This window comes from Streptomyces sp. NPDC014006, assembly GCF_043088925.1.
Lineage (GTDB): Bacteria > Actinomycetota > Actinomycetes > Streptomycetales > Streptomycetaceae > Streptomyces.
In genome coordinates, this window is sequence record NZ_JBICAJ010000001.1 from 1,282,450 (window position 1) to 1,309,018 (window position 26,569).

The window sequence follows — 26,569 nt, forward strand, 5'->3', positions numbered from 1 at the left end:
TCACGAGCGCGCCACCTCCTCACGGAACAGGGACGACACCACGCGCAGTGCGAGGGTCGCGATGAGAATCGAGCCGATGACGACCAGGACGCCCGCCGCGGAGGCGAGGCCGTTCTCGTGGGCCTGGTAGAAGCTCTGGTAGACGGTGTAGGGCAGGTTCGCGGTGCCGAGACCGCCGGACGTGATCGTGAAGACCGCGTCGAAGTTCTGCACGATGTAGATCGAGCCGAGCAATGCGCCCAGTTCCAGATAGCGGCGCAGGTGCGGCAGCGTGAGGTGGCGGAAGACCTGCCAGTCGTTCGCGCCGTCCACGCGCGCGGCCTCCATCTGCTCCGGGTCGCGGCTCTGCAGCCCGGCCAGCAGGATCAGCATCATGAACGGGGTCCACTGCCACACCAGGGACGCCTCGACGGCGAGCAGCGGGGTGTTCGAGATCCAGTCCGGCTGCGGACCGCCGACGTAGTGCAACAGGCCGTTGAGCAGGCCGTACTCGGGGTTGTAGAGCACGTGCTTCCACAGCAGGGCGGCGGCCACGGGCACGATCAGGAACGGCGCGATCAGCAGGGTGCGCACCACGCCCCGGCCGCGGAACCTCACGTCCAGCAGCAGCGCGAGGGCGAGGCCGAGGACCAGACTCACCAGCACCACGGCCGCGGTCAGCAGGACCGTGGTCCACACGGAGTGGCGCAGGCCGGCGTCGGTGAGGACCTGGCGGTAGTTGTCGAGGCCGGTGAAGCGGCGGGCCTTGGGGTAGAGGGCGTTCCAGTCGAAGAAGGAGATCACCAGGGTGGCCACGAACGGCAGCTGGGTCACGGCGATCATGAAGACCAGGGCGGGCAGCAGCGGGGCGCGGGTGGCCCAGGCGCGCAGCCGGGCGGAGGGCTGCCGTATCGCCAAAACGGTGGCTGTCGCCAGGGGGGTTGTGGTGGTGGCGGTCATCGTCCCTCGTACTCCTTCGCGATCCGCTCGGCGAGCTGCTGGGACTTCCTCAGGGCCGTCTCGACGGACTGGCGTCCGGCGATGGCCGCGCTGATCTCCTGGGAGACCTTGGTGCCGAGGTCGGTGAACTCGGGGATGCCGACGAACTGGATGCCGGGCGCGGGCCGTGGCTGTACGCCCGGGTCGCGGGGGCGGGCCGTCTCGATGGCCTCGCGGGTCATCTCCTGGAAGGCGGACGCCTCCTTGACGTAGGCCGGACGGGTGTACGTCGACGCGCGCTTGCCGGCCGGGACGTTGGACCAGCCGGACTCCTCGCCGACCAGCTGCTCGTAGCCCTTGCCGGAGGCCCAGGAGACGAAGCGCCATGCCTTGTCGGAGTTGCGGGAGGCCTTCTGGATGCCCCAGGCCCAGGTGTAGAGCCAGCCGGCGGACTCGGTGCGCTCCACGGGCGCGGGGGCGTAGCCGACCTTGCCTTTCACGGGGGAGTTCGCGGTCTCCAGGGAGCCGGCGGCCGAGGTGGCGTCGTACCACATGGCGACCTTGCCCTGGGTCATGTTGTTCAGGCACTCGGCGAAGCCGGACTGGGCGGCGCCGGACTCGCCGTGCGCGCGGACCAGGTCGACATAGAACCGTGTCGCCTTCCGGAAGGCGGGGGAGTCGAGCCGCGCCTTCCAGTCCTTGTCGAACCAGGTGCCGCCGAAGGTGTTCACGACCGTGGTCAGGGGCGCCGTCAGCTCGCCCCAGCCGGGCAGGCCGCGCAGGCAGATGCCCCTCATGCCGGGTTCGGCGCCGTCCGCCTTGGCCGCGAGGGCGGCGACCTGCTGCCAGGTGGGGTGGGCGGGCATGGTCAGGCCCTTGGCCGCGAACACGTCCTTGCGGTACATCAGGAAGGACGACTCGCCGTAGAAGGGCTGGCCGTAGCGCTTGCCGTCGTCGCCGGTGAGGGACTCGGCGATGGGCCGCAGGACGTCCTTCTCGTCGTACGCCGGGTCCTTGGCGACGTAGGAGTCCATCTCGTGCAGCCAGCCGTTGCGGGCGTAGATCGGTATCTCGTAGTTGGACAGGGTCGCCACGTCGTACTGGCCGGCCTGGTTGGCGAAGTCCTGGCTGATCTTGTCGCGGACGTCGTTCTCGGGCAGGACGGTGAAGTTGACCTTGAGGCCGGTCTCGCGGGTGAAATGGGCGGCGGTCAGCTTCTGCAGCTCCATCATCTGCGGGTTGTTGACCATCAGGACGTTGAGGGAGTCGCCGCCGGAACCGGACCCGCCCGCGCCGGCCCAGCAGCCGGACAACAGCGTGGCGAGCAGCATCCCTGCGGCGGCCATGGCGAGCGCGGCTCGCGGCCTCCGTCGGCTCGGGGTGCGCATGGATCGCTCCTGGAGGTATGGGGAGATAAGGGGCGCCGCGGGCAAGGCGGCGTCCCGGGAGGGGACTTGGCTCGGATCAGACCCGGACGACCTGCGGGCCCAGCAGGGAGTAGCGGTGGGCCTCGGCCGCCGGGAGCTGGGTGCTCGTCACGATCGTCTCCAGTGCGCCGACCTCGGCGAACCGGCAGAAGCTGACCGCACCGAACTTGGTGTGCACTCCGGCGAAGACACAGCGCCGTGCGGCCCGCATCGCCTGTGCCTTGACCTCGCCGACCGCCGGGTCGGGCGTGGTCAGACCGTGTTCGCGGGAGATGCCGTTGGCGCCGATGTAGGCGAGGTCGAGCACGAACCCGGCGAGCATCTTCGTCGTCCAGTGGTCGACCGTGGCGAGGGTGCCGGAGCGGACGCGGCCGCCGAGCAGCAGCACCGAGGTGTTCGGGGCCTCGGCGAGCGCGCCCGCGACCGGCAGGGAGGCGGTGACGACGGTCAGCGGCCGGTCCCGGGGGAGGGCCTCGGCGATGAGCTGCGGGGTGAAACCCTCGTCGACGAAGACCGTCTCGGCGTCCCCGACCAGCTCGGCCGCGGCGGCCGCGATCCGGCGCTTCTCGGGGACGTGGCTGGTGGCGCGGAAGGCGAGCGTCGTCTCGAAGCCGGCGCTCTCCACCGGGTAGGCCCCGCCGTGGGTGCGGCGGACCAGTCCGTGGTCCTCCAGGGCGCGCAGATCCCGTCGTACGGTCTCCTTGGCCACGCCCAGTTCGACGGCGAGTGCGGTGACGTCCACCGATCCGGTGGCGCGGGCGACCCGCACGATCTCCCGCTGGCGTTCTTCCGCACTTCTCGTCGTCATGGCCGGCTGCACCTCCCTCGCCGTGGTGCCCGTTCGGGCCCATGGGGGAAGTTCTACAGCGGGCGCGAGGGGCTGACCAGGTCTGTTGCCTGCCCGATGCTGCCCGGGTGTGCCCGTGTCCGTCGCACCGTGCCCGTCGCGGACCTGCGGGACTGCCGTGTGCGGGCGTGGGATCGGGCACGGCCGGTGCCCGAATACGGGGGCGGGCGGGCCCGTTCGGTGCCCGCCCGCCCCCGGAGGCGATGATTTTCCGCCGGATCGCTCCGGATCAGTACGGCCAGATCGGCGGGTCGGTGACGAAGTGGCCGCCCAGGTGGGCATGCGCCTCGTCGTCCGGCTCCAGCTCGCCCTGCTCGGCGATCAGCTTGGCCGCGTACGGCTCGGAGTCGTCCTGCGGTTCGTAGCCGAGCGCCCGCGCGGAGGTCAGGTCCCACCACAGGCGGGTGTTGGCGGAGGAGCCGTAGACCACGGTGTGGCCGACGTGGTCGGCGGTCAGGGCGGCGTGGAAGAGGCGGGCGCAGTCAGCGGGGCTCATCCACAGCGACAGCATGCGCACGCTGGTCGGCTCGGGGAAGCAGGAGCCGATGCGCACCGAGACGGTCTCCAGGCCGTGCTTGTCCCAGTAGAGCTGGGCGAGGTCCTCGCCGAAGCACTTGGACAGGCCGTAGAAGGTGTCCGGGCGGCGCGGGGTGTCGACGGGGATCAGCGGGTCGTCGCCCTGCGGCCGGGGGGTGTAGCCGACGGCGTGGTTGGAGGACGCGAAGACGATGCGACGCACGCCTTCCTGGCGGGCGGCCTCGTAGAGGTTGTAGGTGCCCTGGATGTTCGCGGAGAGGATCTTGGCGAAGGGAGCTTCCAGGGAGATGCCCGCGAGGTGGATGATCGCGTCGACGCCCCGGACGGCGACCCGCAGGGCGTCCGCGTCGGCGAGATCCGCGGTGATCGCGTCCGGTGCGTCGTCGATCGGGCGGGCGTCGAGCAGGCGCAGCGTGTAGCCGTGATCGGGGAGCAGGTCCCGCATCAGGGTGCCGAGCCCGCCGGCGGCGCCGGTGAGCAGAACGGTGCGGGGAGCGGGCATCCTCGGTCTCCTTGCGTCAAGAGCCGCGTGCATGGATGGCATTCACATGCGTGGACACGCTAAAGATCGATGCGCTGCGTCGTCAAGGGGTGGCCGGCGTGGGGGAGTCGACTTGCTCCCGAGCCATGACCGGTGCACTCGGCCCGGCCTGCGTGCTTGACCGGCGCCGAACGGGCTCTCTAGGCTGATTGCGTTCATGAATATGGACATCGATCAGGAACATAAGCGGTCGGAAACATAAGTGCCTCAGGGAGTGCCCGTGACGTCAGTCCCCCTCGCCGCTCGACTCGGCGTCCCCGGCGGGCCGCTGTTCTTCCCCGTCACCGCCTACGGCCCCGACGGCTCCGTCGACCTCGACATCTACCGCACCCATGTGCGCCAGGGCGTCGAGGACGGGGCCGCGGCCGTGTTCGCCTGCTGCGGCACCGGGGAGTTCCACGCGCTGACGCCGCAGGAGTTCGCGGCCTGTGTGCGCACGGCCGTCGAGGCCGCCGACGGGCGCGTCCCCGTTCTCGCCGGCACCGGGTACGGCACCGCCCTCGCCGCCCACTTCGCCCGGCTCGCCGAGGACGCCGGGGCCGACGGGCTGCTCGTTATGCCGCCGTACCTCGTCGTCGCCGGGCAGGAGGGGCTGCTGCGGCACTACCGCGAGATCGCCGCCGCGAGCGCCCTGCCGGTGATCGTCTACCAGCGCGACAACGCCGTGTTCACGCCCGGCACCGTCGTGGAACTCGCCCGCACACAAGGCGTCATCGGTCTCAAGGACGGCCTCGGCGACCTCGACCTGATGCAGCGCACGGTCAGCGCCGTGCGCAGCGAAGTGCCGGGCGCCTTTTTGTACTTCAACGGCCTGCCCACCGCCGAGCTGACCCAGAGCGCATACCGGGCCGTCGGCGTCCCGCTGTACTCCTCCGCCGTCTTCTGCTTCGCCCCCGAGATCGCCCTCGCCTTCTACCGGGCGCTCCAGGACGGGGACCAGGCGATCGCCGACCGGCTCGTGGACGGCTTCTACCGCCCCTTCGTGGAGCTGCGCTCCCGCGGCCGCGGGTACGCCGTCTCCCTGGTCAAGGCGGGGGTACGGCTGCGCGGGCTGGACGTGGGGGAGGTGCGGCCCCCGCTGCACGAGCCGGCCGAGGACCATGTCAAGCAGCTCGCGCGGCTGATCGAGCGAGGACAGGTGCTGCTGGAGGAGGGCAAGTGAAGGCGTCGGCGTTCGTCTACCCCTGGGACGTCAACGGGGACCCGCGGGCCGCCGCCCGGATCGCCGCCCTCGGGGTCGAGCAGGTGACGCTGGCCGCCGCGTACCACTCCACGCGCGCGTTGACACCCCGCCACCCGCAGCACCGCGTCGTCACCGCCGAGTACGCCGCCGTGCTCTACCCGCCCGGCGGGGCGTGGCAGGAGCGCACCCTGCGCCCGTACCCGGCCGGGGACTGGGCGCCCGGCGACGCCTACGGCGAGGCCGCCGTGGCGCTCGCGGACGCGGGCCTGAGCGTGCACAGCTGGGTGGTCCTCGCCCACAACTCCCGTCTGGGCGCCGAGCATCCGCGCACCTCGGTCGTCAACGCCTACGGCGACCGCTATCCGTGGGCCCCGTGCATCGCGCAGCCCGCCACGCGCGCGTACCTCGTCGCGCTCGCCGCCGAGGCCGCGGTACGGCCCGGGGCGCACGGCACCGAGCTGGAGTCCCTCGGCTGGTACGGGCTCGCCCATCTGCACGCCCACGACAAGACGGGCGGCGTCGGGCTGGGCGAGGCCGGGCAGTACCTGATGTCGCTGTGCTTCTGCCCGGCCTGCCGGGAGGGTTACGGACGCCACGGCCTGGACGCGGCCGAGTTGGCCGCGGCGGTGCGCACCGCGCTGGAGCCGGTGTGGCGCGAGGAGCCGTGCGAGCCCGGGTGGGCCGGCGTGGAGAAGCTGCTCGGCGAGTCCACGGCCGCCGCCACGCGCGCGTACCGCGACGAGAGCGCCCGCACTCTCCAGGAGGAGGCCGTCGCCGCCGTCCGCGCCGCCGCGCCGCCGGGCTTCCAGGTGCTGCTGCACGCCGACCCGGTGTCGTACCACTGCGGCGCCAACGCCGGCGTCGACCCGGCGCACATCCTCTCCGTCGCGGACGGCGTCGTCGTCCCCTGCACCGGCGGGCCGGACCTGCTGAAGGCGTTCGCCGCACAGCGCCGGGGCGTACTCGCCGCCAACTTCACCGTGGTCACCGGCATGGGCGGCAGTCCCGGCACACTCGCGGCGGACACGGCACGCGCGCGTGACCTCGGCGCGAACCAGGTCCGGCTCTATCACGCGGGGCTCGCGTCGGACGCCGACCTGTCGGCCGTGCGCGATGCCCTGGCCGGCGGCTAGCAGGGCCTTCGGCGAACTGGGTTCTCTTTACGCCGGGCCCGCGTCGGACGGTGGCTCGGCGGTCGTGCGTGATGCCCTCAGCAGTCGCTGAACGGGTCCCGCCAGCTGCGCCACGCCCAGAGCCACCAGCACCAGCCGGTGGTCCAGCGACTCCACCAGCGCCGCGCCGAGGGCCAGACCGGCCACGTTCGGCGCGAAGACCAGCGTGTTCGCCGTGGCCACCGCCCGGCCCAGCAGCGGGCCGGGCACCTGCCGCTGCACCGCGGCGAGCGCGGCGATCAGCACACAGGGCAGACCCGCCCCGATCGCCGTGCTGCACACCAGCGCCACGGCCTCGTCGGGCACCGCCCGCCACCGCGACCGCCGTGACGGCGATGCCGTACGCGGCGAAGCGCCGCTCGCCCAGTCGCCGCAGCACGGCCCCCGAGACGAGCCCCGTCACCACCGAACCCGCACCCTGCACGGCGGCGAGCACACCGGCGTACGAGGCGGGCCGCCCGAGGGCGTCCACCACGGCGTACACCTGCGCGCCGTCGAGGCCGGCGAAGAACATCGCCGTGCCCCCCGCGACGAGCAGCGGCCGCAGACCCGGGTGCGCCCACAGGGCACGCGCGCCGTCGGCCGTCCGCGCTCGCCGCCCCCCCCGCCGCGGCTCGGGACGGGCCTCGGCCACCCGCAGACGGGCGTACAGGAGCGCTGCGAGGACGAAGGTGGCCGCGTCCAGCAGCGCCACGGCCGGCCCGCCGTACCCGGCGCAGAGGCCGGCGCCCGCAAGCGGGGCCAGCAGTTCTGCCCTCGGTGGCCGTCATCCGCAGCCCGTTGAAGTCGCCGAGCAGCGCCGGGTCGACGGCGGCGGCGACCAGTGCCGACTCGGCCGCGTCGTGAACGACCCGGCGCCGCCGTAGACCACCAGCACCGCCAGGACCAGCCAGACGTCGGCGGTGGAGTCGGCCCACAGCAAGGCCGGCAGCAGGGCCGCCAGGAGCAGGTTGCCGCCGACGAGCAGCGGCTTGCGGCGGACGCGGTCGGCGAGGGTGCCCAGCGCCGGGCCGGCCAGGGTCGGCGCCCACATCGCCGGCAGGGACAGCGCCGCCGCCCCGTCCGAGCCGGTGAGGTCCTTTGACCACCACACCGGTGAAAGGAAGTCGTCATGCCTGGTCATCGTGGAGCCAAGGCCCCGGGGCAGGGGTCGGAAAGGTGCCGTAGAACAGTCGCCCCGGCGGCGATGAGTTCCGGTGTCCGACTCGGTCTGCCTTCCCAGTGGCCACCGACCAGCCCCGGGAGCAGCGCATGACCGACGACACGACCACCTTCGACCTCGGACCCCAGGCCCGGATCGTCGCCCGCCTCGCCGAAGGCGTGCGCGACGAGCAGCTCGCCGACCCGACACCGTGCCCCGAGCTGGCGGTGCGCAACATGCTCGGGCACCTGCTGGGCCTGTCCGTCGCCTTCCGGGACGCGGCCCGCAAGGACCTCGGCCCGACCACGGACACCCCGCCGGCCACGCACGTGCCGGACATCGGCCCCGACTGGCGCGCCGCACTCCCCAAGGCCCTCGACGAACTCGCCGACGCCTGGCGCGACCCGGCCGCCTGGACCGGGATGACCCGCGCGGGCGGTGTCGACCTGCCCGGCGCGGTCGCGGCCGCCGTCGCCGCCGACGAGCTCGTCATCCACGCCTGGGACCTGGCCCGCGCGACCGGTCAGCCCTACGAGCCCGACCCGGCCGCGCTCCAGGCGGCACACGCCTTCCTCGACTCGGCCGCCGACGACAGCGGCAACGGCGTCTTCGGCCCCGTCGTCCAGGTCCCGCAGGACGCGCCGCTGCTGGACCGCGCGGTGGGGCTGAGCGGGCGGGACCCCCGGTGGGAGCGGCCGCAGAGCTGACGCAACCGCCTTCCACGGGACCTGCGGTGGGCTGGTGACTCTTCGGGACGCGGAGGCGACCGGCCGCCCGGACAAGTACGTCCGAGATCCGCAAGGAACCGCAGACCACCCGCCGCGGTGGCGGTGACCCCGGCAGCCGCGGCAAGACGACGATCGTCGGCGGGGGCCGCCTCCATGGCTCACCAACTTCCGCGCGCCGGCCGCGGTCGCCGCCGCCGCCCGTAATCCGGCGGCGCTCGCCCCCCGCAGCCCCATACGCTGCCGTGCATGTCCCTCACCCTCACCGTCCTCGGCACCGCCTCCCCGCACCCCGGCCCCGGGCGCCCCAGCTCCGGGTATCTGCTGCGCGGAGGGGGCGCCGAGGTGTGGGTGGACGCCGGGTTCGGGACATTCGCGGAATTGCAGAAGTACACCGACCCGGCGCGGCTGGCGGCCGTATGGATCTCCCATCTGCACGCCGACCACAGCGCCGACCTGCTGGCCGCCGTCTACGGCCTCGCCTTCGGCGGGCTCACCCCGCCGGAACCCGTCCCGGTGTACGCGCCCGAGGGGTGTGCGCAGCGGCTCGCCGGGTTCTTCGGTCGGCCCGACGCCGGATTCCTGGCCGGAATTCTCGACGTCCGCCCCCTCTACGACGGGCACGTCGCCCGGCACGGCGACCTCACCCTCACCGCGCGGGCCGTCGTCCACGACACCGAGGCGTACGGGCTGCGCGCCGAGTGCCGGGGGAGCGTGCTCGCCTACTCCGGGGACAGCGGGCCCTGTGGCGCGCTCACCGAACTCGCCCGGGACGCCGACCTGTTCCTGTGCGAGGCCGACATCGGCGCCCATCGCGAAGGCGAACAGGTCCATCTGACGCCGGAGGACGCAGGCCGCACCGCCCGCGAGGCCCCCGCACGGCGGCTGCTCATCACCCATGTGGGGCCCACGCTGACGCCGGCGGCGGCCACCGCCCGCGCCGCCGCCGTCTTCGGAGACGCCACGGCCACCGCCCGGGAGGGCGACATCCACACCGTCTGAGGCGTCCTCACCTCCCGTCTGAGGCCACCTCACCTTCCTTTGTCAGAAGCATTGACGAAACATCCGCGCACTCCTACCGTCATCGCGTCGTACCTCGTACGTCATATATGAGACGCGATACGTGAGATCCCATACGCGAGACCCCGGGTCCCGCGAAGATCCGAGAGGCGCGCATGACCTCTGTGCCCACGCCGATCCCCTCCCGCACGCAGTTCGTGCTGGAGGAGATCAAACGCCGCATCCTCACCGGCCGGTTGACGCCGGGGCAGGCCCTCGTCGAGACCGACCTGGCCGCGCAGTTCGGAGTGTCGAAGACGCCCGTGCGCGAGGCGCTCAAGACCCTGGCCGGCACCGGACTGGTCGTGATGAGCCAGTACAAAGGCGTCACGGTGCGCATGGTGGACGCGGACATGGCGCGCGAGGTCTACGACGTCCGGCTGCTCCTCGAACCCGAGGCGCTGAAGCGGGCCGTCACGCGCGGCGCCTCCCTCGACGCCGCCCAGGCCGCGCTGACCCGCGCCGACGAGGCCACCGACACCGCCGAACGCTCCCTCGCCAACCGGGAGTTCCACCGCGCCCTGTACCTGCCGTGCGGCAACCCGCTGCTCGGCCGGATGCTCGACGAGGTCCGCGACCAGGCCGCCCTGGTCTCCGCCGTCGCCTGGGCCGCCGACCCCTCCTGGGAGCGGGAGGCCGCCGAACACCGCGAGATCCTGCGGCTCGCCCTCGCGGGCGACGCGGACGGCGCCGGCCGTGCCCTGCACGCCCACATCGCGTCGTTCGTCCGGCGCGCGTTCCCCGAGGCCGAGCCCCTCACCGAGGAGCAGGTCCAGGACCAGGAAGGTCAGGCATGAGCAGCGTGGCGTTCGAGACCCAGCGGGCGGCCCTGGCCGACGTGGTGGCGATCCCGGTGACCCCGTTCGCCGAGGACGGCACCGTCGACGCCGGCACCCACCGGGCCCTGCTGCGTCGCCTGCTCGACGGCGGCATCACCACCCTCACCCCCAACGGCAACACCGGCGAGTTCTACGCCCTCACCCCCGACGAGCGCCGCCAGGTCACCGAGCTGACCGTCGAGGAGGCAGGGCAGAGTGCCGCAATCCTCGTCGGCGTCGGCCACGACGTGCCCACCGCCGTCGCCTCCGCCCGCCACGCCCGCTCTCTCGACGCGCAGATGGTGATGGTCCACCAGCCCGTCCACCCCTACGTCTCGCAGTCCGGCTGGGTCGACTACCACCGCGCCATCGCCGAGGCCGTCCCCGAGCTGGGCGTCGTGCCCTACATCCGCAACGCGCAGCTCACCGGCGCCCGCCTCGCCGAACTCGCCGACGTCTGCCCGAACGTCATCGGCGTCAAGTACGCCGTTCCCGACGCCGCCCGCTTCGCAGCCTTCGCCCGAGACGCGGGCCTCGACCGCTTCGTGTGGATCGCCGGCCTCGCCGAGCCGTACGCGCCGTCCTACTTCTCCGCCGGCGCCACCGGCTTTACCTCGGGGCTCGTCAACGTCGCCCCGGCCGTTTCCCGCAACATGCTCGAGGCCCTGCGCGCCGGTGACTACCCGGCCGCCATGAAGGTCTGGGAGCAGATCCGCCGCTTCGAGGAGCTGCGCGCCGCCAACGGCAGCGCCAACAACGTCACCGTCGTCAAGGAGGCCCTCGCCTCCCTCGGCCTGTGCCGCCGCGACGTACGCCCGCCGAGCCGAGCGCTGCCCGAGCACGAACGCGCGGAGGTCGCCGCCCTCGCCGCCGGGTGGTCCATATGAACGCGCCCCGCAAGAAGCCCGAGGAACTCAGAAGCCACCAGTGGTACGGCACCGACGGCCTGCGCTCCTTCAGCCACCGCGCCCGCACCCGCCAGCTCGGCTACCTGCCCGAGGAGCACCTCGGCAAGCCGGTCGTCGCGATCCTCAACACCTGGTCCGACATCAACCCCTGCCACGTCCACCTGCGCGACCGCGCCCAGGCCGTGAAGCGGGGGGTGTGGCAGGCCGGAGGCTTCCCGCTCGAATTCCCGGTCTCCACCCTCAGCGAGACCTTCCAGAAGCCGACCCCGATGCTCTACCGCAACCTCCTCGCCATGGAGACCGAGGAGCTGCTGCGGTCGTACCCGGTCGACGGGGCCGTGCTGATGGGCGGCTGCGACAAGTCGACGCCCGCTCTCCTCATGGGCGCCGCGTCTGCGGGCCTGCCCGCCGTCTTCGTGCCCGCCGGGCCCATGCTGCCGGGCCACTGGCGCGGCGAGGTCCTCGGCTCCGGCACCGACATGTGGAAGTACTGGGACGACAAGCGGGCCGGCCTCATCGGCGACTGCGAGATGCAGGAACTGGAGAGCGGCCTGGCCCGCTCGCCCGGCCACTGCATGACCATGGGTACGGCGTCCACGCTGACCGCCGCCGCCGAGGCCCTCGGCGTCACCGTGCCGGGCGCGTCCAGCATCCCGGCCGTGGACTCGGGGCACGACCGGATGGCCGCCAAGGCCGGCATGACCGCCGTCGACCTGGTGCACCGGGGCCGAGGGATCGGCGACATCCTCACCAGGGAGGCCTTCGAGGACGCCGTCACCACCGTCCTCGGTCTCGGCGGCTCCACCAACGCCGTCATCCATCTGATCGCCATGGCCGGGCGGGCGGGCGTCACCCTCACCCTCGACGACTTCGACCGTATCGCCCGCACGGTCCCGGTCCTCGCCAACGTCCGCCCCGGCGGCCAGACGTACCTGATGGAGGACTTCCACTTCGCTGGCGGCCTGCCCGGCTTCCTCTCCCGCATCACGGACCTGCTGCACCTGGAGAGGCCCACCGTCTCCCACGACACCCTGCGCGAGCAGCTCGCCGGGGCGCAGGTGCACGACGACGACGTCATCCGGCAGCGCGACAACCCGGTCGCGAGCGAGGGCGGGGTGGCCGTACTGCGCGGCAACCTCTGCCCGGACGGCGCCGTCATCAAGCACATCGCCGCCGAGCCGCAGCTGCTCAAGCACACCGGCCCCGCGGTCGTCTTCGACGACTACAGGACCATGCAGCGCACCATCGACGACCCCGCGCTCGGCATCACCGCCGACAGCGTGCTCGTCCTGCGCAACGCAGGCCCCAAGGGTGGCCCGGGCATGCCCGAGTACGGCATGCTGCCCATCCCGCGGCACCTGCTCGAGCAGGGTGTGCGCGACATGGTGCGGATCTCCGACGCCCGCATGAGCGGCACGAGCTACGGCACCTGTGTGCTGCACGTGGCCCCCGAGTCCTACGTCGGGGGACCGCTCGCGCTCGTCGAGACCGGCGACCTGATCACCCTCGACGTCGGTGCCCGCTCCCTCCATCTCCACGTGGACGACGAGGAGCTGGAGCGCCGCCGGGCCGCGTGGACGCCGCCGCCCACCCGGTACGAACGCGGCTACGGAGCGCTCTACAACGAGCAGATCACCCAGGCCGACACCGGCTGTGACTTCGCGTTCCTGGCCCGGCCCGGCACGGTGCAGGACCCGTACGCGGGCTGAACCCCCCATTCCCCGTCGCCCTGCTCCACGCTGCACCCCGAGAAAGCGCTTCCCGCACGACGTACCAGAACGGAGAACAGTCATGGCCCAAGCCGCAGCCGTGGCGAAACCGCCCGCGCCACCGAGGCGGCGCCATGCCTCCGCCACGCCGCGCAGGCTGCCGTACCTGCTGATCGCGCCCGCCGCCCTGCTGATGCTCGGCTTCATCGCCTACCCCGTCATCAGCGTCTTCTACTACAGCCTGCAGAACTACAACCCCACCAAGCCCTGGCGGAACGGCTGGGCGGGCCTCGGCAACTTCACCCACGCCTTCACCGACGACCCGCAGTTCTGGGACACGCTGACCTTCAGCGCCAAGTGGGTCGTCGTCGAGGTCGGGCTTCAGCTGCTGCTGGGTCTGGCGCTGGCTCTCATCGTCAACCAGACCTTCGTGGGCCGGTCGCTGGGACGCGCCCTGGTGTTCTCCCCGTGGGCGGTCTCCGGCGTGCTGACCTCCGCGATCTGGGTGCTGCTGTACAACTCCCAGACCGGCATCACCCGTTACCTCGCCGACATGGGCATCGGCTCCTACGGCACCAGCTGGCTGTCGGACACCTCCACCGTCTTCCCGGCCGCCGTGGTCGCCGACCTGTGGCGCGGCGTGCCGTTCTTCGCGATCCTCATCCTCGCCGACCTCCAGTCCGTCTCGAAGGACCTGTACGAGGCCGCCGAGGTCGACGGGGCGAGCCGGCTCAAGCAGTTCTGGCACATCACACTGCCGCATCTGAAGGACGCGATCGTCCTGTCCACGCTGCTGCGCGCGGTGTGGGAGTTCAACAACGTCGACCTGCTGTACACCCTCACCGGCGGCGGGCCGGCCGGCGAGACCACCACGCTGCCGCTGTACATCGCGCACACCTCCGTCGACGCCCACAACTTCGGCTACGCGTCCGCCCTGACCACGGTCGCGTTCGTGATCCTGCTCTTCTGCTCGATCGTCTACCTGCGGTTGAGCAAGTTCGGAGGCGACAAGTGATCACCGAGATCGCTCCGGCACCCGAGCGTGTGGTGCCCGAACCGACCCGGCCGCGCGGGCGGCGCCGTCCCTGGGACCAGGCCCCGCGCCGGCAGATCTACCTGCCGCTGTCGGTCTACCTGGTCTTCACGCTGGTCCCGTTCTACTGGATCCTGCTGTTCGCGCTGCGCCCCGCCGGCTCCACCTCGCTGGTGCCGTGGCCGCTGACCTTCGACCACTTCGAGAAGGTGTGGACGGAACGCTCGTTCGGCACCTACTTCGGCAACAGCGTGCTGGTGGGCCTGGCCACCCTGGTGATGACCACGGTCGTGGCGCTGGCCGGCGGCTACGCCCTCGCCCGGTTCGACTTCAAGGTCAAGCGCGCCTTCATGCTGGCCCTGCTGTGCTCGCAGTTCGTGCCGGGCGCACTGCTGCTGGTGCCGCTGTTCCAGATCTTCGCCGAACTGAAGATGATCAACTCGCTGGGCAGCGTCATCATCGCCGAGACGGTCTTCCAGCTGCCGCTGTCGATGATCCTGATCAGCAACTTCATCAAGAACGTGCCGTACTCCCTGGAGGAGGCCGCCTGGGTCGACGGCTGCAACCGGCTGCGGGCCTTCCGGGTCGTCGTGCTGCCGCTGCTGCGGCCGGGGCTGATCGCCGTCGGCTCCTTCGCCTTCGTGCACTCCTGGAACCACTTCCTCTTCGCCCTGATGTTCCTCAACAACCAGGACAAGCAGACCATCCCGGTCGGCCTCAACTCCCTGATGAGCGCCGACAGCGTCGACCTCGGCGCGCTGGCCGCGGGCGGCATCATCGCCGCCGTCCCGGTGGTCATCGTGTTCGCGTTCATCCAGAAGTGGCTCATCACCGGATTCAGCGCCGGGGCGGTGAAGGGATGAGGCTTCGTCAGTTCGCTCTGGCTGCCGCACTGCTGGGCACGTTCTGCCTGCCCGCCCACGCCGGCGAACAGGTCCACGACATCAGTCGCGACCCCCTCGCCCCGAACGACGGCTGGGCCTCCTACGGCACCGGCACCACCGGAGGCGCCGCCGCCGACGACGCCCACGTGTACGCCGTCACCGACCGGGCCGGCCTGGTGCGCGCCCTCGACGGCGGCAGCGACACCCCGAAGATCATCAAGGTCGCCGGGACCATCGACGCCAACACCGACGACCGCGGCCGGCACCTCGACTGCGCCGACTACGCCACCGGCGGCTACGACCCGAAGCGGTACCTCGCCGCGTACGACCCCCGCAGCTGGGGCGCGGCCAAGCCGAGCGGCCCGCAGGAGGAGGCGCGCCAGGCGTCCGCGGCCCGGCAGGCCGAACGGGTCGTGTTCACCGTCGGCTCCCACACCACCATCGTCGGCCTCGGCTCCTCCGCCGTCCTCAAGGGCGCGAGCCTTCAGGTGAGGGGCGCCGACAACGTCATCGTCCGCAACGTCGAACTGCGCGACGCCTACGACTGCTTCCCCGTCTGGCAGCCCAACTCCGGTGGCCTCGGCGACTGGAAGGCGGCGTACGACACCCTGTGGCTGAACGGCGCCACCCATGTGTGGGTCGACCACGTCACCGCCTCCGACAAGGGCCACCCGGACGCCGACGAGCCCACCTGCTTCGCCCGCAACTACCTGCGCCACGACGGCCTGCTCGACATCACGAACGGCTCCGACCTGGTCACCGTCTCATGGAGCCGGTTCGCAGACCACGACAAGGCGATGCTCATCGGCAACGGGGACAACGTCACCGGTGACCGCGGCAAGCTGCGGGTCACCCTCCACCACAACGAGTTCGACGGCGTCGTGCAGCGCGCCCCGCGCGTCCGCTTCGGCCAGGTGCACCTCTACGACAACCGGTACGTGGTCCCCGACGACGGCGAGTACCGCTACTCCATCGGCGTCTCCACCGAGTCCCGCATCCACGCCGAGAACAACGCCTTCCACACCCCGAACCATGTGGAGGCGGCCGACCTGGTCAAGAGCTGGAACGGCAGCGCGCTGCACGCGAGCGGCACCCTCTTCAACGGCTACCCGGTCGACCTGCTCACCCTCTACAACGCCTACAACTCCGGCAGCGAACGCGATCTGACCGCCGACGTCGGCTGGACCCCCGCCCTGCACGGGCCGGTCGACAGCGCCGCGGTGGCCGACCGGGCGGTGGCGCGCGGCGCGGGCGCGGGGAGGATCCGATGACCACGGCACCCGTGCCGGTCGTGCTGGCCGGCGCCCGCGGTCACGGCCGCTGGCACCTGGACAACATCCGCCGCCTCCAGGACCGGGGCCTGGTCCGGCTCGTGGGAATCTGCGAGCTGACCCCGCTGACCCCGCGGGAGATCCCCGACGGCTTGGGCGCCCCCGAGCAGTCCGCCGATTTCGGCGCCCTGCTGGACGCCACCGCCGCCCGGATCGCCGTCATCTGCACCCCGATCCCCACCCACACCGACCTCGCGCTCACCGCCGCCGAGCGGGGCGTGCACCTGCTGCTGGAGAAGCCGCCCGCACCCTCGTACGCCCAGTACCGGCGGATGGCCGACGGGGTGGCGCGGGCCGGTGTCGCCTGCCAGGTCGGCTTCCAGTCGCTCGGCTCGCACGCCCTGCCCGCCATCCGGGACATGCTCGCGGACGGCGTGATCGGCGAGGTGGAGGGCGTGGGCGGTGCCGGGGCCTGGGCCCGCGCCGAGGCGTACTTCCGGCGGGCGCCCTGGGCGGGCCGGCGGCGGCTGGACGGCACCGACGTGGTCGACGGGGTGCTCACCAACCCCCTCGCGCACGCCGTCGCCACCGCCCTCGCCCTCGACGGCTCGGTGCGCGCCGAGGACGTCACCGGCATCGAGACCGAGTTGCTGCGCGCCAACGCCATCGAGTCCGACGACACCTCCTGCGTGCGGATCACCACCGCACGCGGCCGGCGCGTCGTCGTCGCGGCCACCCTGTGCGCCGAGCAGCCCGACGAGCCGTACGTGCTGGTCCACGGCAGCCGGGGCCGGATCACCTTCTGGTACAAGCAGGACCGGGTGCTGCTCCAGCGCGCCGGCCACGGCCCGGAGGAGTTCGAGTACGGCCGCACCGACCTGCTCGCCAACCTCGTCGAGCACCTCACCCACGGCGCCGGCCTGCTCGTCCCGCCGGACGCGACCGGCGCCTTCATGAAGGTGGTCGAGCGGATCCGGCTCGCCCCCGACCCGGCCCCGCTGCCCGCGGGCGCCTGGCACCTGCTGCCCGAGGAGGGCCGCCGGGTCGTGCGCGGCGTGGACGGCCTCGTCGCGGCCGCCGCCGACACCCTCGCCCTGTACTCCGAACTCGGCGCCCCCTGGGCCCCGAGCGCCCTGCCGAGAGAGGTGAGCACCCGATGACCGCCCACGACGGCGCCGTCCTGCGGGTCGCCGGCCGTCCCGTCGGCCGCTACGTCATCCGTCCCGAGCTGCCCGCCCGGCTCTCCCCGCGCCCCTATCTGCACCCCGTCACCACCCTGGCCGGCACCACGGTCACCGAGCTGACCCCCGCCGACCACGCACACCACCTCGGCGTCGGTGTCGCCGTTCCCGACGTCGAGGGGCACAACTTCTGGGGCGGGCGCACCTTCCTGCGCGAGAAGGGCCCGACCGAGCTGGACAACCACGGCGCCCAGCGGCACACCGCGTTCGCGCTGCGCGATCCGGACGGCTTCGTCGAGGAGCTGCGCTGGGTGGCGGCCGGTGCGGAGCTGCTGCGCGAGCGGCGCACGGTCGCGGCCACCCCTCTCACGTCCACCGCCTGGGCGCTGGACTTCACCTTCTCCCTCACCAACGTCACCCCCGGCCCGCTGTCCCTGGGCAGCCCCGCCACCAACGGCCGCCCCGGCGCCGCGTACGGCGGCTTCTTCTGGCGGGCCCGCAAGGAAGCCGGGCCGCCCTGGGTGTTCACCGCCGACGCCGAGGGCGAGGACGCGGTGCACGGCCGCCGTGCCGACTGGCTGGCCCTCGCGGGCTCCGGCTGGACGCTGGTCTTCGCCGGTGCCACCGGCGCGACCCGGCGCGACCCGTGGTTCGTGCGCGCCACCGAGTACCCCGGCGTCGGCTCCTCGCTGGCGTCCACCGAGCGGCTGACGGTCCCGGCCGGTGAGACCGTCGTACGGCGGATCGTCACGGTCGTCGCGGACGGCAGGCCGGACCGGGACGAGGCGGCCGCCCTGGTCGGAAAGGCAGTCGCCCAGTGACCACGTATCAGAACCCCATCCTCAACGCCGACTGGTCCGACCCGGACGTGGTCCGCGTCGGCGACGACTTCTACCTCACCGCCTCCAGCTTCGGCCGCGCCCCCGGCCTGCCCCTGCTGCACTCCCGGGACCTCGTCAACTGGACCCTGGTCGGCCATGCCCTCGAACGCCTCGAGCCGGAAGCCGAGTTCGCCCGGCCCCGGCACGACTGCGGCGTCTGGGCGCCGTCGATCCGCCACCACGACGGCCGGTTCTGGATCTTCTGGGGCGACCCTGACCAGGGCATCTTCCAGGTCAACGCGCCCGAGATCCGCGGCCCGTGGACCCGCCCGCACCTGCTGAAGGCCGGCCGGGGCCTGATCGACCCCTGCCCGCTGTGGGACGACGAGAGCGGCGAGGCCTATCTCGTGCACGCCTGGGCCAGGTCCCGCGCCGGCGTGAAGAACCGCCTCACCGGCCACCGTATGCACCCCGACGCCACCTCGCTGCTCGACGAGGGCAAGCTGATCGTCGACGCCGACCGCATCCCCGGCTGGTTCACCCTCGAAGGGCCCAAGCTCTACCGGCACGACGGCTGGTTCTGGATCCTGGCGCCCGCCGGGGGAGTGGAGAGCGGCTGGCAGGGCGCCTTCCGCGCGCGGGACTTCTTCGGCCCGTACGAGGAGCGGATCGTCCTGGAACAGAAGGACACCGACGTCAACGGCCCCCACCAGGGCGGCTGGGTGCGCACGGCCGCGGGCGAGGACTGGTTCGTGCACTTCCAGCAGCGCGGCGCCTACGGCAGGGTCGTGCACCTCCAGCCGATGCGCTGGGGCACCGACGGCTGGCCGGTGCTCGGGAACGACGGCGCCCCCGTCACCGTGCACCCCAGGCCCGCCCTGCCGCCGCAGCCGCCGGCCGCGCCCGCCACCGACGACGACTTCCCCGGCGGACGGTACGGACGTCAGTGGCAGTGGACCGCCAACCCTCCCCCAAGCTCTCGGCTTCGCTCGAGCAGGGGGTACCCCCATGACGGCTGGGCCACCCAGCACTCCGGCGACGGCCTGCGGCTGACCTGCGTGCGCTCCGCCGACGCGCACGATCTGCGCACGCTGCCGAACCTGCTCACCCAGCGGCTGCCCGGCCTGCCCAGCGCCGTCGAGGTCGAGCTGCGCCTGGACGCCGAGGAGCCGGGGGCCCGGGCCGGGCTCGCGGTGCTCGGGGACGCGTTCGGCTGGATCGGGCTCGAGCGCGGCACCGACGGCGGCGTGCAGCTGGTGCACCGGTTCGCCGAGCCCGTCGCGGAGGCCGAACGGGACGCCGCCCACCCGCGTCCCGCCCCGCAGGGCCGGGTCCGGCTGCGCATCGAGATCGGCGCCGGCGCGCGCTGCCGCTTCTTCTACGACACCGGGGCGGGGCCGACGCCCTCCGGCCCCGTCTTCGCCGCCACCCCGTGGCGCTGGGTCGGCGCACTGCTCGGCCTGTTCGCGCTCGCCCCGGAAGGAACGGGACACGCCGGCGCGGCGACCTTCGAGCACTTCCGTATCACCGCCCTGTGATGTCCGTACCCCGTACGCCTGTTGGGAGCCGCAATGCCGCACGTCCCTAGCAAGCGCTTGCCGAGAGCGGGTGTCGTCCTGGTCGCCGTCACCGGCCAGGTCGCCGCCCTCGGTCTCGGCGCCCTCGGCGAGGCCAAGGCCGCCACCGTCACGCCTCCCGCCTCTTCTTCCGCGGCCGCCGCCGACCGCTGGACCGACCAGCCGCACGGTTTCGCCACCCTCGCCGGCGGCACCACGGGCGGCGCCGGTGGCAAGGTCGTCACCGTCACCGACCAGGCCTCGCTCGCCCGGTACGCGGCCGCCCCGGAGCCGTACATCATCCGGGTCAAGGGTGCGATCGCCGTCGCGCCCTTCGGCTCAGACATCGTCGTGGGCTCGAACAAGACCATCGTCGGCGTCGGCGACACCGGCGAGATCGTCCACGGCGAACTGCACCTGAACCCCGGCACGCACAACGTCATCATCCGCAACCTGACGATCCGCGACTCCTATGTCGAGGGCGACTGGGACGGCAAGACCACCGACTTCGACGCCATCCAGATGGACACCGTCGACCACGTCTGGATCGACCACAACCGCCTGACGCACATGGGCGACGGCCTGCTCGACATCCGCAAGGACAGCCAGTACATCACCGTCTCCTACAACCGGTTCAGCAACCACAACAAGGCGTTCGGGATCGGCTGGACCACCGACGTCAAGACGCAGATCACCATCGACCACAACTGGTTCTCCGGCACCAAGCAGCGCAACCCGTCCGCCGACAACTGCGCCTACGCCCACCTGTACGACAACTACCTCTCCGGGCAGGTGGCCGACGGCGACCCGGTGTGGACGTACGGGAACTGGTCGCGCGGCAGGACGAAGATGGTCATCGAGAACAGCTACTACGACGGTGTCCAGCACCCCTACCAGGCCGATGCCACCGCCGAGCTGGTGCAGCGTGGATCGATCCTGCGGAACACCACCGGCCGTACCGACGCCTGGGGCACCGCGTTCGACCCGCGGGACTTCTACGACTACCGGCTGGACCCGGCGGCCGCCGTCCCGGCCCTGGTCACCCGCTTCTCCGGCCCGCAGAAGCAGATCGGCGACTCGGTGACGCTCCCGGTCCCCGGCGCCTACCCGACCGTGCAGGCCGCGGTGGACGCCGTGCCCGACGGCAACGACCTGCCGGTGACGATCGCGATCGCGCCGGGCACGTACCGCGAGAAGGTCTACGTCCCGGCCGGCAAGCCGTACGTCACGCTGGTGGGGACGGGGGACCGGCGCTCCGACACGGTGATCGTCCACGACACCCCGGCCGCGTACGGCGGTTCCACCGGCAGTGCGACCGTCCGCATCGCCGCGAACGACACCACCGCCCGCCACCTCACCTTCAGCAACGACTTCGACGAGGCCGCCGTCGAGCTGAACGGCGAGCAGGCGCTGGCCATGAAGACCACCGGTGACCGGATCGTCTTCGAGGACACCGCGTTCCTCGGCAATCAGGACACCCTGATGACCGACAGCCCGAAGCTGACCACGATCAGCCGCGTCTACGTCCGCGACTCCTTGATCGAGGGCGACGTCGACTTCCTCTACGGGCGGGCCACCACCGTCATCGAGCGGTCGGTGATCCGGGCGCTGAGCCGCGGTTCCACCACGAACAACGGCTACGTCACCGCCGCCTCGACGTGGTCCGGCAACCCGTACGGCTTCCTCATCACCGGTTCGAAGATCGTCAGCGACGCGCCGGCGGAGTCCTTCCACCTCGGCCGGCCCTGGCACCCGGGCGGGGAACCGGAGGCCGTCGGCCAGGTGCTGATCCGTGACACCGAGCTGCCCGCCGCGATCAAGTCGGCACCCTGGACCGACATGAGCGGCTTCTCCTGGAAGGACGCCCGCTTCACCGAGTACCACACCTACGGCCCCGGAGCCGCCGTCACCGCCGACCGACCGCAGATGAGCGACGCGGACGCGCGCATGCACACCGTCGCGGACTATCTGCGCGGCACGGACGGCTGGGCGCCGTTCGCCCGCCGCTGACCCCCCACCACTTCACATCCCGCTGATCCAGAAGAAGAGAGCCGATCAATGAAGATCACAAACCGCAGAAGCAGGCGTGCCGCGCTGGCCGTCGCCCTGGGCTCCGTGCTCGCCCTGACCGCCACCGCCTGCGGTGACGACGGCAACGGCACCGGCGGCGACAAGGGGTCCGAGGGCAGCGGCAAGGGCGAGATCGTCTTCTGGGACAACAACGGCGGTGTCCGCACCGACATCTGGAAGGAGGTCATCGCCGACTTCGAGAAGGCCCACCCCGGCATCAAGGTCAAGTACGTCGGCATCGCCGCCAAGGAGTACCAGTCCAAGGTGGACACCGCCATCCAGGGCGGCGGCCTGCCGGACGTCGGCGGTGTGGGCGCGGCGATGCTCGCGGAGTTCTCCGCGCAGAACGCCCTGGAGCCGCTGGACGAGCGGCTCGCCAAGTCGTCGCTGAACGGCAAGCTGAACAAGGACATGGTCGCCTCACTGAAGGCCGCCGGCGGCGGTGACGGCACTCTGTACTCGATCCCGACCTCCGCCAACAACGGCGTCCTGTACTACCGCACCGACCTCTTCCAGAAGGCCGGTCTGGACGCGCCGACCACCTGGGAGAAGTTCTACACGGCGGCCGAGAAGCTCACCGACGCGAAGAAGAACGCGTTCGGCTACACCATCCGCGGCGGCGCCGGCTCCATCGCGCAGGCGCTGGACGCGATGTACGGGCAGTCCGGGATCACGTCGTTCTGGAACGGCGACAAGACCACGGTGAACGACCCGAAGAACGTGGCCGCGCTGGAGAAGTACGCCGCGCTCTACAAGAAGGTCACCCCGGCCGCCGATGTGAACAACGACTTCACGAAGATGGTCGCCCAGTGGGACTCCGGAACGATCGGCATGCTCAACCACAACCTGGGCTCCTACCAGGACCATGTGAAGGCGCTCGGCGCGGCCAAGTTCCGCGGCATTCCGCAGCCGACCGGGCCGGGCGGGAAGCGGGTCCAGGTCTCCAACCCGGTCGACGGACTGGGGCTGTTCAAGAGCTCCAAGAACAAGGAGGCGGGCTGGAAGTTCATCGAGTTCGCGCTCTCCCACGCGGAGAACTCCAAGTTCAACGAGTCGGCGGGGCAGGTGCCGGCCAACACGGAGGCCTCCGGCGATGCGTGGATCCAGAAGGCCGAGCCGACGAAGCTGGCCGCCGCGGCACTGAGTGATGGTTCCACGTCGATCGTGCAGCTGCCGTACTACCTGCCTGACTGGAACACGATCTCCAAGGCCGACAACGAGCCGGGGTTCCAGAAGGTGCTGCTCGGGAAGATGTCGGCGAAGCAGTTCCTGGACACGCTCGCCGATCAGCTGAACAAGGCTCAGGCCGACTGGAAGGCCAACCACTGAGAGCTCGGCCGGTTGCTGTCTGTGGGGGGCTGCGGATCCGGTGTGGCTGGTCGCGCCCCCGCGGCGGAGCCGCATGTCGATACCGCCCCGCGCCCCCGGGCGGTTCCACTTACCCTGCGTTGAAAGGTGCCGTTCGTGTCCCTCAGTCGTAGAGCCGTTCTTGCCGCCGTTCCCCTCACCGTGGCCGCCGCTCCCTCGCCGAAGGCCTCCCGCACCCTCTACATCGCCGGTGATTCCACCGCCGCTCAGAAATACGCCGATGCCGCGCCCGAGACCGGGTGGGGAATGGCTCTGCCATTCTTTCTGCACCGGGAACTCGTCGTCGCCGATCACGCGATGAACGGGCGCAGTTCCAGGAGTTTCATCGACGAGGGGCGGCTGGGCGCCATCCTTTCCGTGATCCGGCCCGGGGACGTCCTGGTCGTCCAGTTCGCGCACAACGACGAGAAGGCCACCGATCCCACCCGTTACACCGAGCCGTGGACGACGTACCGGGAGTGCCTGCGCAGGTATGTCGACGGGGCCCGGGAGCGCGGGGCGCGCCCTGTGCTCGCCACGCCCGTGGAGCGGCGGCGGTTCGACGCCGCGGGCGACGCGCAGCCGACGCACGGCGACTACCCGGCGGCCATGCGGGCGCTCGCCGAGGAGGAGCGGGTTGCGCTGCTGGACGTCCAGCGGCTGTCGCTCGCCCTCTGGCAGGAGCTGGGCGTCGAGGAGACCAAGACCTACTTCAACTGGACCGCGACCGAACAGGACAACACGCACTTCAATCCGCCCGGCGCGATCGCCGTGGCCCGTCTCGTGGCGCGTGAGCTGCTGCGCACGCGGGTGCTCGCGCCGCGCGACACGCGCCGGCTGGACGAGGAGATCCCCGGGTCGTGGATCACCTGGCCCGACGCCACCGTCTGACACTTCCCCTTCGAGAAGGAGAGCCGCACCATGCACGCACGTATGTGGCATGCCCATGCCATGAAGAGAACCGCCGCGCTCGTCGGCTGCACCGCCCTCGTACTGTCCGTCACCGGGACCGCCTCCGCCCACGAGCAGCACCGCGACCCGGCCCGGCAGGTGCTCGGCGCGCGGGACGGCTGGGGCGCCTTTGGGACCGGCACCACCGGCGGGGCCGCGGCCGACGCCGCGCACGTCTACACCGTCGGCACCTGGGCGCAGTTCAAGGCCGCCCTCGCCGCCGGCGGCGACGCGCCGAAGATCATCAAGGTGACGGGGACGATCGACGCCGTCTCCGAGGGCTGTGACGCCTTCGCCGCGCCCGGCTACGACTTCGCCGCCTACCTGGACACGTACGCGCCGGAGAAGTGGGGGTACGACACCGACCTGGACAAGGAGCCGGCCGACAGCCCGGAGGGCCTGCGCCGGGTGTCCGCCGCCGACCAGGCCAGGGAGATCAAGGCGAACGTGCCCGGCAACACCACCATCATCGGAGTGGGCCGCAACGCCGGCTTCAAGGGTGCGAGCCTGCAGATCAGCGGCGTGGACAACGTCATCGTCCGCAACCTCGCCTTCGAGAGCCCGCTCGACTGTTTCCCGCAGTGGGACCCCACCGACGGCGCCACCGGCAACTGGAACTCCGAGTACGACAGCGCCGTGGTCTACGGCTCCACCCATGTCTGGCTGGACCACAACACCTTCACCGACGGCGCCCACCCGGACTCGTCCCTGCCGGTGTACTTCGGCATGACCTATCAGCAGCACGACGGCGAGCTGGACATCGTCAAGGGCGCCGACTACGTCACGGCCTCCTGGAACGTCTTCGCCGACCACGACAAGACGATCCTCATCGGCAACAGCGACAGCGCCGCGACGGCCGCCGTGGACCGCGGGCATCTGAAGGTCACCTTCCACCACAACCTGTTCCGCAACCTGGTCGAGCGGGCGCCGCGTGTGCGGTTCGGCCAGGTCGACTCCTACAACAACCACTTCGTGGCCGGCGACGGCTACTCCTACAGCTACGGCATCGGCATGGAGTCCCAGCTGGTCGCCGAGCACAACGCCTTCACGCTGCCGGAGGGCGCTTCCGCCGGGAAGATCCTCAAGAAGTGGAAGGAGGCCCCGGTCACCGCCGCCGACAACTACGTCAACGGCCGCGCGACCGATCTGATCGCCGTGCACAACGCGGAGATCCCCGGCGAGACCCTCGCCTCCGGCGCCGGCTGGACGCCCACCCGGCGCACGCACGTCGACCCGCCGCGCGCCGTGCCCGCCATCGTCGACCACGGCGCGGGCGCCGGAGAGGTCCGCTGACATGGAACCCCTCGTCACCGGACGCAGAGGCTTCCTGGCCGCGAGTGCCGGCGCCGCCCTGGCGCTGGGCTTCGCGGCCCCCGCGGGCGCGGCGCGCCGCTCGCCCTTCGGCCGTTTCGGTTCACCGGCGGCCCGGCTCACCGAGCGCACCCTGTACGTCCACCCCGGCGGCGCCGGTGACGTGACGAGCGTCGGCGCCGCCCTCGCCGCCGCGACCGGTCCCGGCTGGACGCTCGTCCTCGCACCGGGCATCTACCGGGAGACCGTCGCCGTCGACACCGGCCGTACGGGGGCTACCTGGATCGGCGCCTCGGAGAATCCGCGCGATGTCGTGATCGTGTACGACAACGCGGCCGGCACGCCCAAGCCCGGCGGCGGCACCTTCGGCACCAGCGGCTCGGCCACCGTCACCGTGCAGGCCGACGCCTTCACCGCCCGCTGGATCACCTTCGCCAACGACTGGCTGCGCGCCGGCCACCCCGGCGTGGAGGGCACCCAGGCGGTGGCGCTGAAGGTGCAGGGCGACCGCAGCTCCTTCTGGCACTGCCGCTTCCTCGGCCACCAGGACACCCTGTACGCCGACACCATGGCGCTCGGCACCTTCGCCCGCCAGTACTTCGCCCACTGCTACGCCGAGGGTGACGTCGACTTCGTCTTCGGGCGGGCGACGGCGGTGTTCGAGCACTGCCGCTTTTGGACGCTGGACCGCACCGACCTCGCCGCGCCGCCGTACGGTTTCGTCTTCGCGCCCTCCACGGCGGGCGCCAACCCACGCGGCTACCTGGTCACCCGCAGCCACGTCACCAGTGGGGCCCCGGACGGGTTCTACAAGCTGGCCCGCCCGTGGGTGCCCAGCTCCGACCCGACCGCCCGCCCCATGCTCACCGTCCGCGACACCTGGCTCGGCCCCGGCATCGATCCGGCCGCGCCCTACGCGAACATGCGGGACGCCTACCCCTGGCAGAGCATGCGCTTCGCCGAGTACCGCGACACCGGTCCAGGCGCCGTCGTCTCCGTGCCGGAGAACCGGCCGCAACTCGACGCGGAGGCGGCCCGCCAGCACACCCGGACGGCCTGGCTGGGGGACTGGACGCCTTGGACGCAGGGCACCTTGACCGGATTTTTGCCTGCGGAAGAGGTATCGATCGGGCCACGGACCTCGCGCCCGAGGGGGTGA

At 71.8% G+C, this 26,569-nt stretch carries 22 protein-coding genes and 1 pseudogene; 18 read left to right on the forward strand and 5 right to left on the reverse strand.

What is annotated here, in order from left to right; all coding sequences use genetic code 11:
• The 4 genes from ACF1GV_RS05865 to ACF1GV_RS05880 form a co-directional block, all read right to left on the reverse strand.
• A complete protein-coding gene (locus ACF1GV_RS05865; protein ID WP_391678211.1) occupies nt 1–939 on the reverse strand; it encodes a carbohydrate ABC transporter permease in 939 nt (312 codons plus the stop codon).
• The gene (locus ACF1GV_RS05870) at nt 936–2,306 is read right to left on the reverse strand and encodes an ABC transporter substrate-binding protein (protein ID WP_391678213.1); all 1,371 of its coding nucleotides are present in this window, start codon (nt 2,304–2,306) and stop codon (nt 936–938) included. The genes ACF1GV_RS05865 and ACF1GV_RS05870 overlap by 4 nt, the downstream gene beginning before the upstream one ends.
• 76 nt (nt 2,307–2,382) lie before the next feature.
• Nucleotides 2,383–3,153, reverse strand: coding sequence for a DeoR/GlpR family DNA-binding transcription regulator (locus ACF1GV_RS05875; RefSeq protein WP_391678215.1), 771 nt, complete (start codon nt 3,151–3,153; stop codon nt 2,383–2,385).
• A gap of 268 nt (nt 3,154–3,421) precedes the next feature.
• Complete coding sequence (locus ACF1GV_RS05880) at nt 3,422–4,231, reverse strand: NAD-dependent epimerase/dehydratase family protein (RefSeq protein WP_391678218.1); 810 nt, start codon at nt 4,229–4,231, stop codon at nt 3,422–3,424.
• Nucleotides 4,232–4,490: 259 nt separating this feature from the next.
• Here ACF1GV_RS05880 and ACF1GV_RS05885 point away from each other — a divergent pair, with 259 nt between their 5' ends.
• A complete protein-coding gene (locus ACF1GV_RS05885) occupies nt 4,491–5,432 on the forward strand; it encodes a 5-dehydro-4-deoxyglucarate dehydratase (RefSeq protein WP_391678220.1) in 942 nt (313 codons plus the stop codon).
• A complete protein-coding gene (locus ACF1GV_RS05890) occupies nt 5,429–6,586 on the forward strand; it encodes a hypothetical protein (protein ID WP_391678223.1) in 1,158 nt (385 codons plus the stop codon). Before ACF1GV_RS05885 ends, ACF1GV_RS05890 begins: the two co-directional genes overlap by 4 nt.
• A 27-nt stretch (nt 6,587–6,613) precedes the next feature.
• Here ACF1GV_RS05890 and ACF1GV_RS05895 read toward each other — a convergent pair.
• Nucleotides 6,614–7,748 (reverse strand): annotated as a pseudogene (locus ACF1GV_RS05895) (MFS transporter).
• 128 nt (nt 7,749–7,876) lie between these two features.
• On the opposite strand from ACF1GV_RS05895, the gene ACF1GV_RS05900 reads away from it, so the two are divergent.
• From ACF1GV_RS05900 to ACF1GV_RS05975, 16 genes are all read left to right on the forward strand, one after another.
• A complete protein-coding gene (locus tag ACF1GV_RS05900; protein WP_391678225.1) occupies nt 7,877–8,473 on the forward strand; it encodes a TIGR03086 family metal-binding protein in 597 nt (198 codons plus the stop codon).
• Nucleotides 8,474–8,740: 267 nt separating this feature from the next.
• A complete protein-coding gene (locus ACF1GV_RS05905; protein ID WP_391678228.1) occupies nt 8,741–9,493 on the forward strand; it encodes an MBL fold metallo-hydrolase in 753 nt (250 codons plus the stop codon).
• Nucleotides 9,494–9,666: 173 nt separating this feature from the next.
• Nucleotides 9,667–10,347 carry a GntR family transcriptional regulator gene (locus ACF1GV_RS05910; RefSeq protein ID WP_391678230.1) on the forward strand — a complete coding sequence of 227 codons (681 nt, stop codon included), beginning with the start codon at nt 9,667–9,669 and terminating at the stop codon, nt 10,345–10,347.
• Nucleotides 10,344–11,255 carry a dihydrodipicolinate synthase family protein gene (locus tag ACF1GV_RS05915; protein ID WP_391678231.1) on the forward strand — a complete coding sequence of 304 codons (912 nt, stop codon included), beginning with the start codon at nt 10,344–10,346 and terminating at the stop codon, nt 11,253–11,255. The genes ACF1GV_RS05910 and ACF1GV_RS05915 overlap by 4 nt, the downstream gene beginning before the upstream one ends.
• Nucleotides 11,252–12,985 (forward strand): L-arabinonate dehydratase, encoded by a 1,734-nt coding sequence (gene araD / locus ACF1GV_RS05920; protein WP_391678234.1) that lies wholly within the window; start codon nt 11,252–11,254, stop codon nt 12,983–12,985. The genes ACF1GV_RS05915 and araD overlap by 4 nt, the downstream gene beginning before the upstream one ends.
• An 82-nt stretch (nt 12,986–13,067) precedes the next feature.
• Nucleotides 13,068–14,000 carry a carbohydrate ABC transporter permease gene (locus ACF1GV_RS05925; RefSeq protein WP_391678236.1) on the forward strand — a complete coding sequence of 311 codons (933 nt, stop codon included), beginning with the start codon at nt 13,068–13,070 and terminating at the stop codon, nt 13,998–14,000.
• Nucleotides 13,997–14,881, forward strand: coding sequence for a carbohydrate ABC transporter permease (locus tag ACF1GV_RS05930; RefSeq protein WP_391678238.1), 885 nt, complete (start codon nt 13,997–13,999; stop codon nt 14,879–14,881). The genes ACF1GV_RS05925 and ACF1GV_RS05930 overlap by 4 nt, the downstream gene beginning before the upstream one ends.
• On the forward strand, nt 14,878–16,173 hold the full coding sequence (locus ACF1GV_RS05935) for a polysaccharide lyase family 1 protein (protein WP_391678239.1): 1,296 nt from the start codon (nt 14,878–14,880) through the stop codon (nt 16,171–16,173). The genes ACF1GV_RS05930 and ACF1GV_RS05935 overlap by 4 nt, the downstream gene beginning before the upstream one ends.
• Entirely contained in the window at nt 16,170–17,333 is a 1,164-nt protein-coding gene (locus tag ACF1GV_RS05940) for a Gfo/Idh/MocA family protein (RefSeq protein WP_391678240.1), read from the forward strand. Before ACF1GV_RS05935 ends, ACF1GV_RS05940 begins: the two co-directional genes overlap by 4 nt.
• Nucleotides 17,330–18,175 carry a PmoA family protein gene (locus ACF1GV_RS05945; RefSeq protein ID WP_391678241.1) on the forward strand — a complete coding sequence of 282 codons (846 nt, stop codon included), beginning with the start codon at nt 17,330–17,332 and terminating at the stop codon, nt 18,173–18,175. The genes ACF1GV_RS05940 and ACF1GV_RS05945 overlap by 4 nt, the downstream gene beginning before the upstream one ends.
• Nucleotides 18,172–19,713 carry a family 43 glycosylhydrolase gene (locus tag ACF1GV_RS05950; protein ID WP_391678242.1) on the forward strand — a complete coding sequence of 514 codons (1,542 nt, stop codon included), beginning with the start codon at nt 18,172–18,174 and terminating at the stop codon, nt 19,711–19,713. The genes ACF1GV_RS05945 and ACF1GV_RS05950 overlap by 4 nt, the downstream gene beginning before the upstream one ends.
• Before the next feature lie 33 nt (nt 19,714–19,746).
• Nucleotides 19,747–21,741: a pectinesterase family protein gene (locus ACF1GV_RS05955; RefSeq protein ID WP_391678243.1), complete on the forward strand. Its 1,995-nt coding sequence runs from the start codon at nt 19,747–19,749 to the stop codon at nt 21,739–21,741.
• A 48-nt stretch (nt 21,742–21,789) separates the two neighbouring features.
• Entirely contained in the window at nt 21,790–23,130 is a 1,341-nt protein-coding gene (locus tag ACF1GV_RS05960) for an ABC transporter substrate-binding protein (RefSeq protein ID WP_391678245.1), read from the forward strand.
• Between the two features lie 135 nt (nt 23,131–23,265).
• The gene (locus ACF1GV_RS05965) at nt 23,266–24,039 is read left to right on the forward strand and encodes a rhamnogalacturonan acetylesterase (protein ID WP_391678246.1); all 774 of its coding nucleotides are present in this window, start codon (nt 23,266–23,268) and stop codon (nt 24,037–24,039) included.
• Nucleotides 24,040–24,069: 30 nt separating this feature from the next.
• Nucleotides 24,070–25,392, forward strand: coding sequence for a polysaccharide lyase family 1 protein (locus ACF1GV_RS05970; protein WP_391678248.1), 1,323 nt, complete (start codon nt 24,070–24,072; stop codon nt 25,390–25,392).
• A 1-nt stretch (nt 25,393) separates the two neighbouring features.
• Entirely contained in the window at nt 25,394–26,569 is a 1,176-nt protein-coding gene (locus ACF1GV_RS05975) for a pectinesterase family protein (RefSeq protein ID WP_391678250.1), read from the forward strand.

What these genes read in the sequence shown, in the direction of transcription:
- ACF1GV_RS05865 (WP_391678211.1), bottom strand. Translation starts at nt 939, where the DNA reads ATGACCGCCACCACCACAACCCCCCTGGCGACAGCCACCGTTTTGGCG.
- ACF1GV_RS05870 (WP_391678213.1), bottom strand. Translation starts at nt 2,306, where the DNA reads ATGCGCACCCCGAGCCGACGGAGGCCGCGAGCCGCGCTCGCCATGGCC.
- ACF1GV_RS05875 (WP_391678215.1), bottom strand. Translation starts at nt 3,153, where the DNA reads ATGACGACGAGAAGTGCGGAAGAACGCCAGCGGGAGATCGTGCGGGTC.
- ACF1GV_RS05880 (WP_391678218.1), bottom strand. Translation starts at nt 4,231, where the DNA reads ATGCCCGCTCCCCGCACCGTTCTGCTCACCGGCGCCGCCGGCGGGCTC.
- ACF1GV_RS05900 (WP_391678225.1), top strand. Translation starts at nt 7,877, where the DNA reads ATGACCGACGACACGACCACCTTCGACCTCGGACCCCAGGCCCGGATC.
- ACF1GV_RS05905 (WP_391678228.1), top strand. Translation starts at nt 8,741, where the DNA reads ATGTCCCTCACCCTCACCGTCCTCGGCACCGCCTCCCCGCACCCCGGC.
- ACF1GV_RS05910 (WP_391678230.1), top strand. Translation starts at nt 9,667, where the DNA reads ATGACCTCTGTGCCCACGCCGATCCCCTCCCGCACGCAGTTCGTGCTG.
- ACF1GV_RS05915 (WP_391678231.1), top strand. Translation starts at nt 10,344, where the DNA reads ATGAGCAGCGTGGCGTTCGAGACCCAGCGGGCGGCCCTGGCCGACGTG.
- araD (WP_391678234.1), top strand. Translation starts at nt 11,252, where the DNA reads ATGAACGCGCCCCGCAAGAAGCCCGAGGAACTCAGAAGCCACCAGTGG.
- ACF1GV_RS05925 (WP_391678236.1), top strand. Translation starts at nt 13,068, where the DNA reads ATGGCCCAAGCCGCAGCCGTGGCGAAACCGCCCGCGCCACCGAGGCGG.
- ACF1GV_RS05935 (WP_391678239.1), top strand. Translation starts at nt 14,878, where the DNA reads ATGAGGCTTCGTCAGTTCGCTCTGGCTGCCGCACTGCTGGGCACGTTC.
- ACF1GV_RS05940 (WP_391678240.1), top strand. Translation starts at nt 16,170, where the DNA reads ATGACCACGGCACCCGTGCCGGTCGTGCTGGCCGGCGCCCGCGGTCAC.
- ACF1GV_RS05945 (WP_391678241.1), top strand. Translation starts at nt 17,330, where the DNA reads ATGACCGCCCACGACGGCGCCGTCCTGCGGGTCGCCGGCCGTCCCGTC.
- ACF1GV_RS05955 (WP_391678243.1), top strand. Translation starts at nt 19,747, where the DNA reads ATGCCGCACGTCCCTAGCAAGCGCTTGCCGAGAGCGGGTGTCGTCCTG.
- ACF1GV_RS05960 (WP_391678245.1), top strand. Translation starts at nt 21,790, where the DNA reads ATGAAGATCACAAACCGCAGAAGCAGGCGTGCCGCGCTGGCCGTCGCC.
- ACF1GV_RS05970 (WP_391678248.1), top strand. Translation starts at nt 24,070, where the DNA reads ATGCACGCACGTATGTGGCATGCCCATGCCATGAAGAGAACCGCCGCG.
- ACF1GV_RS05975 (WP_391678250.1), top strand. Translation starts at nt 25,394, where the DNA reads ATGGAACCCCTCGTCACCGGACGCAGAGGCTTCCTGGCCGCGAGTGCC.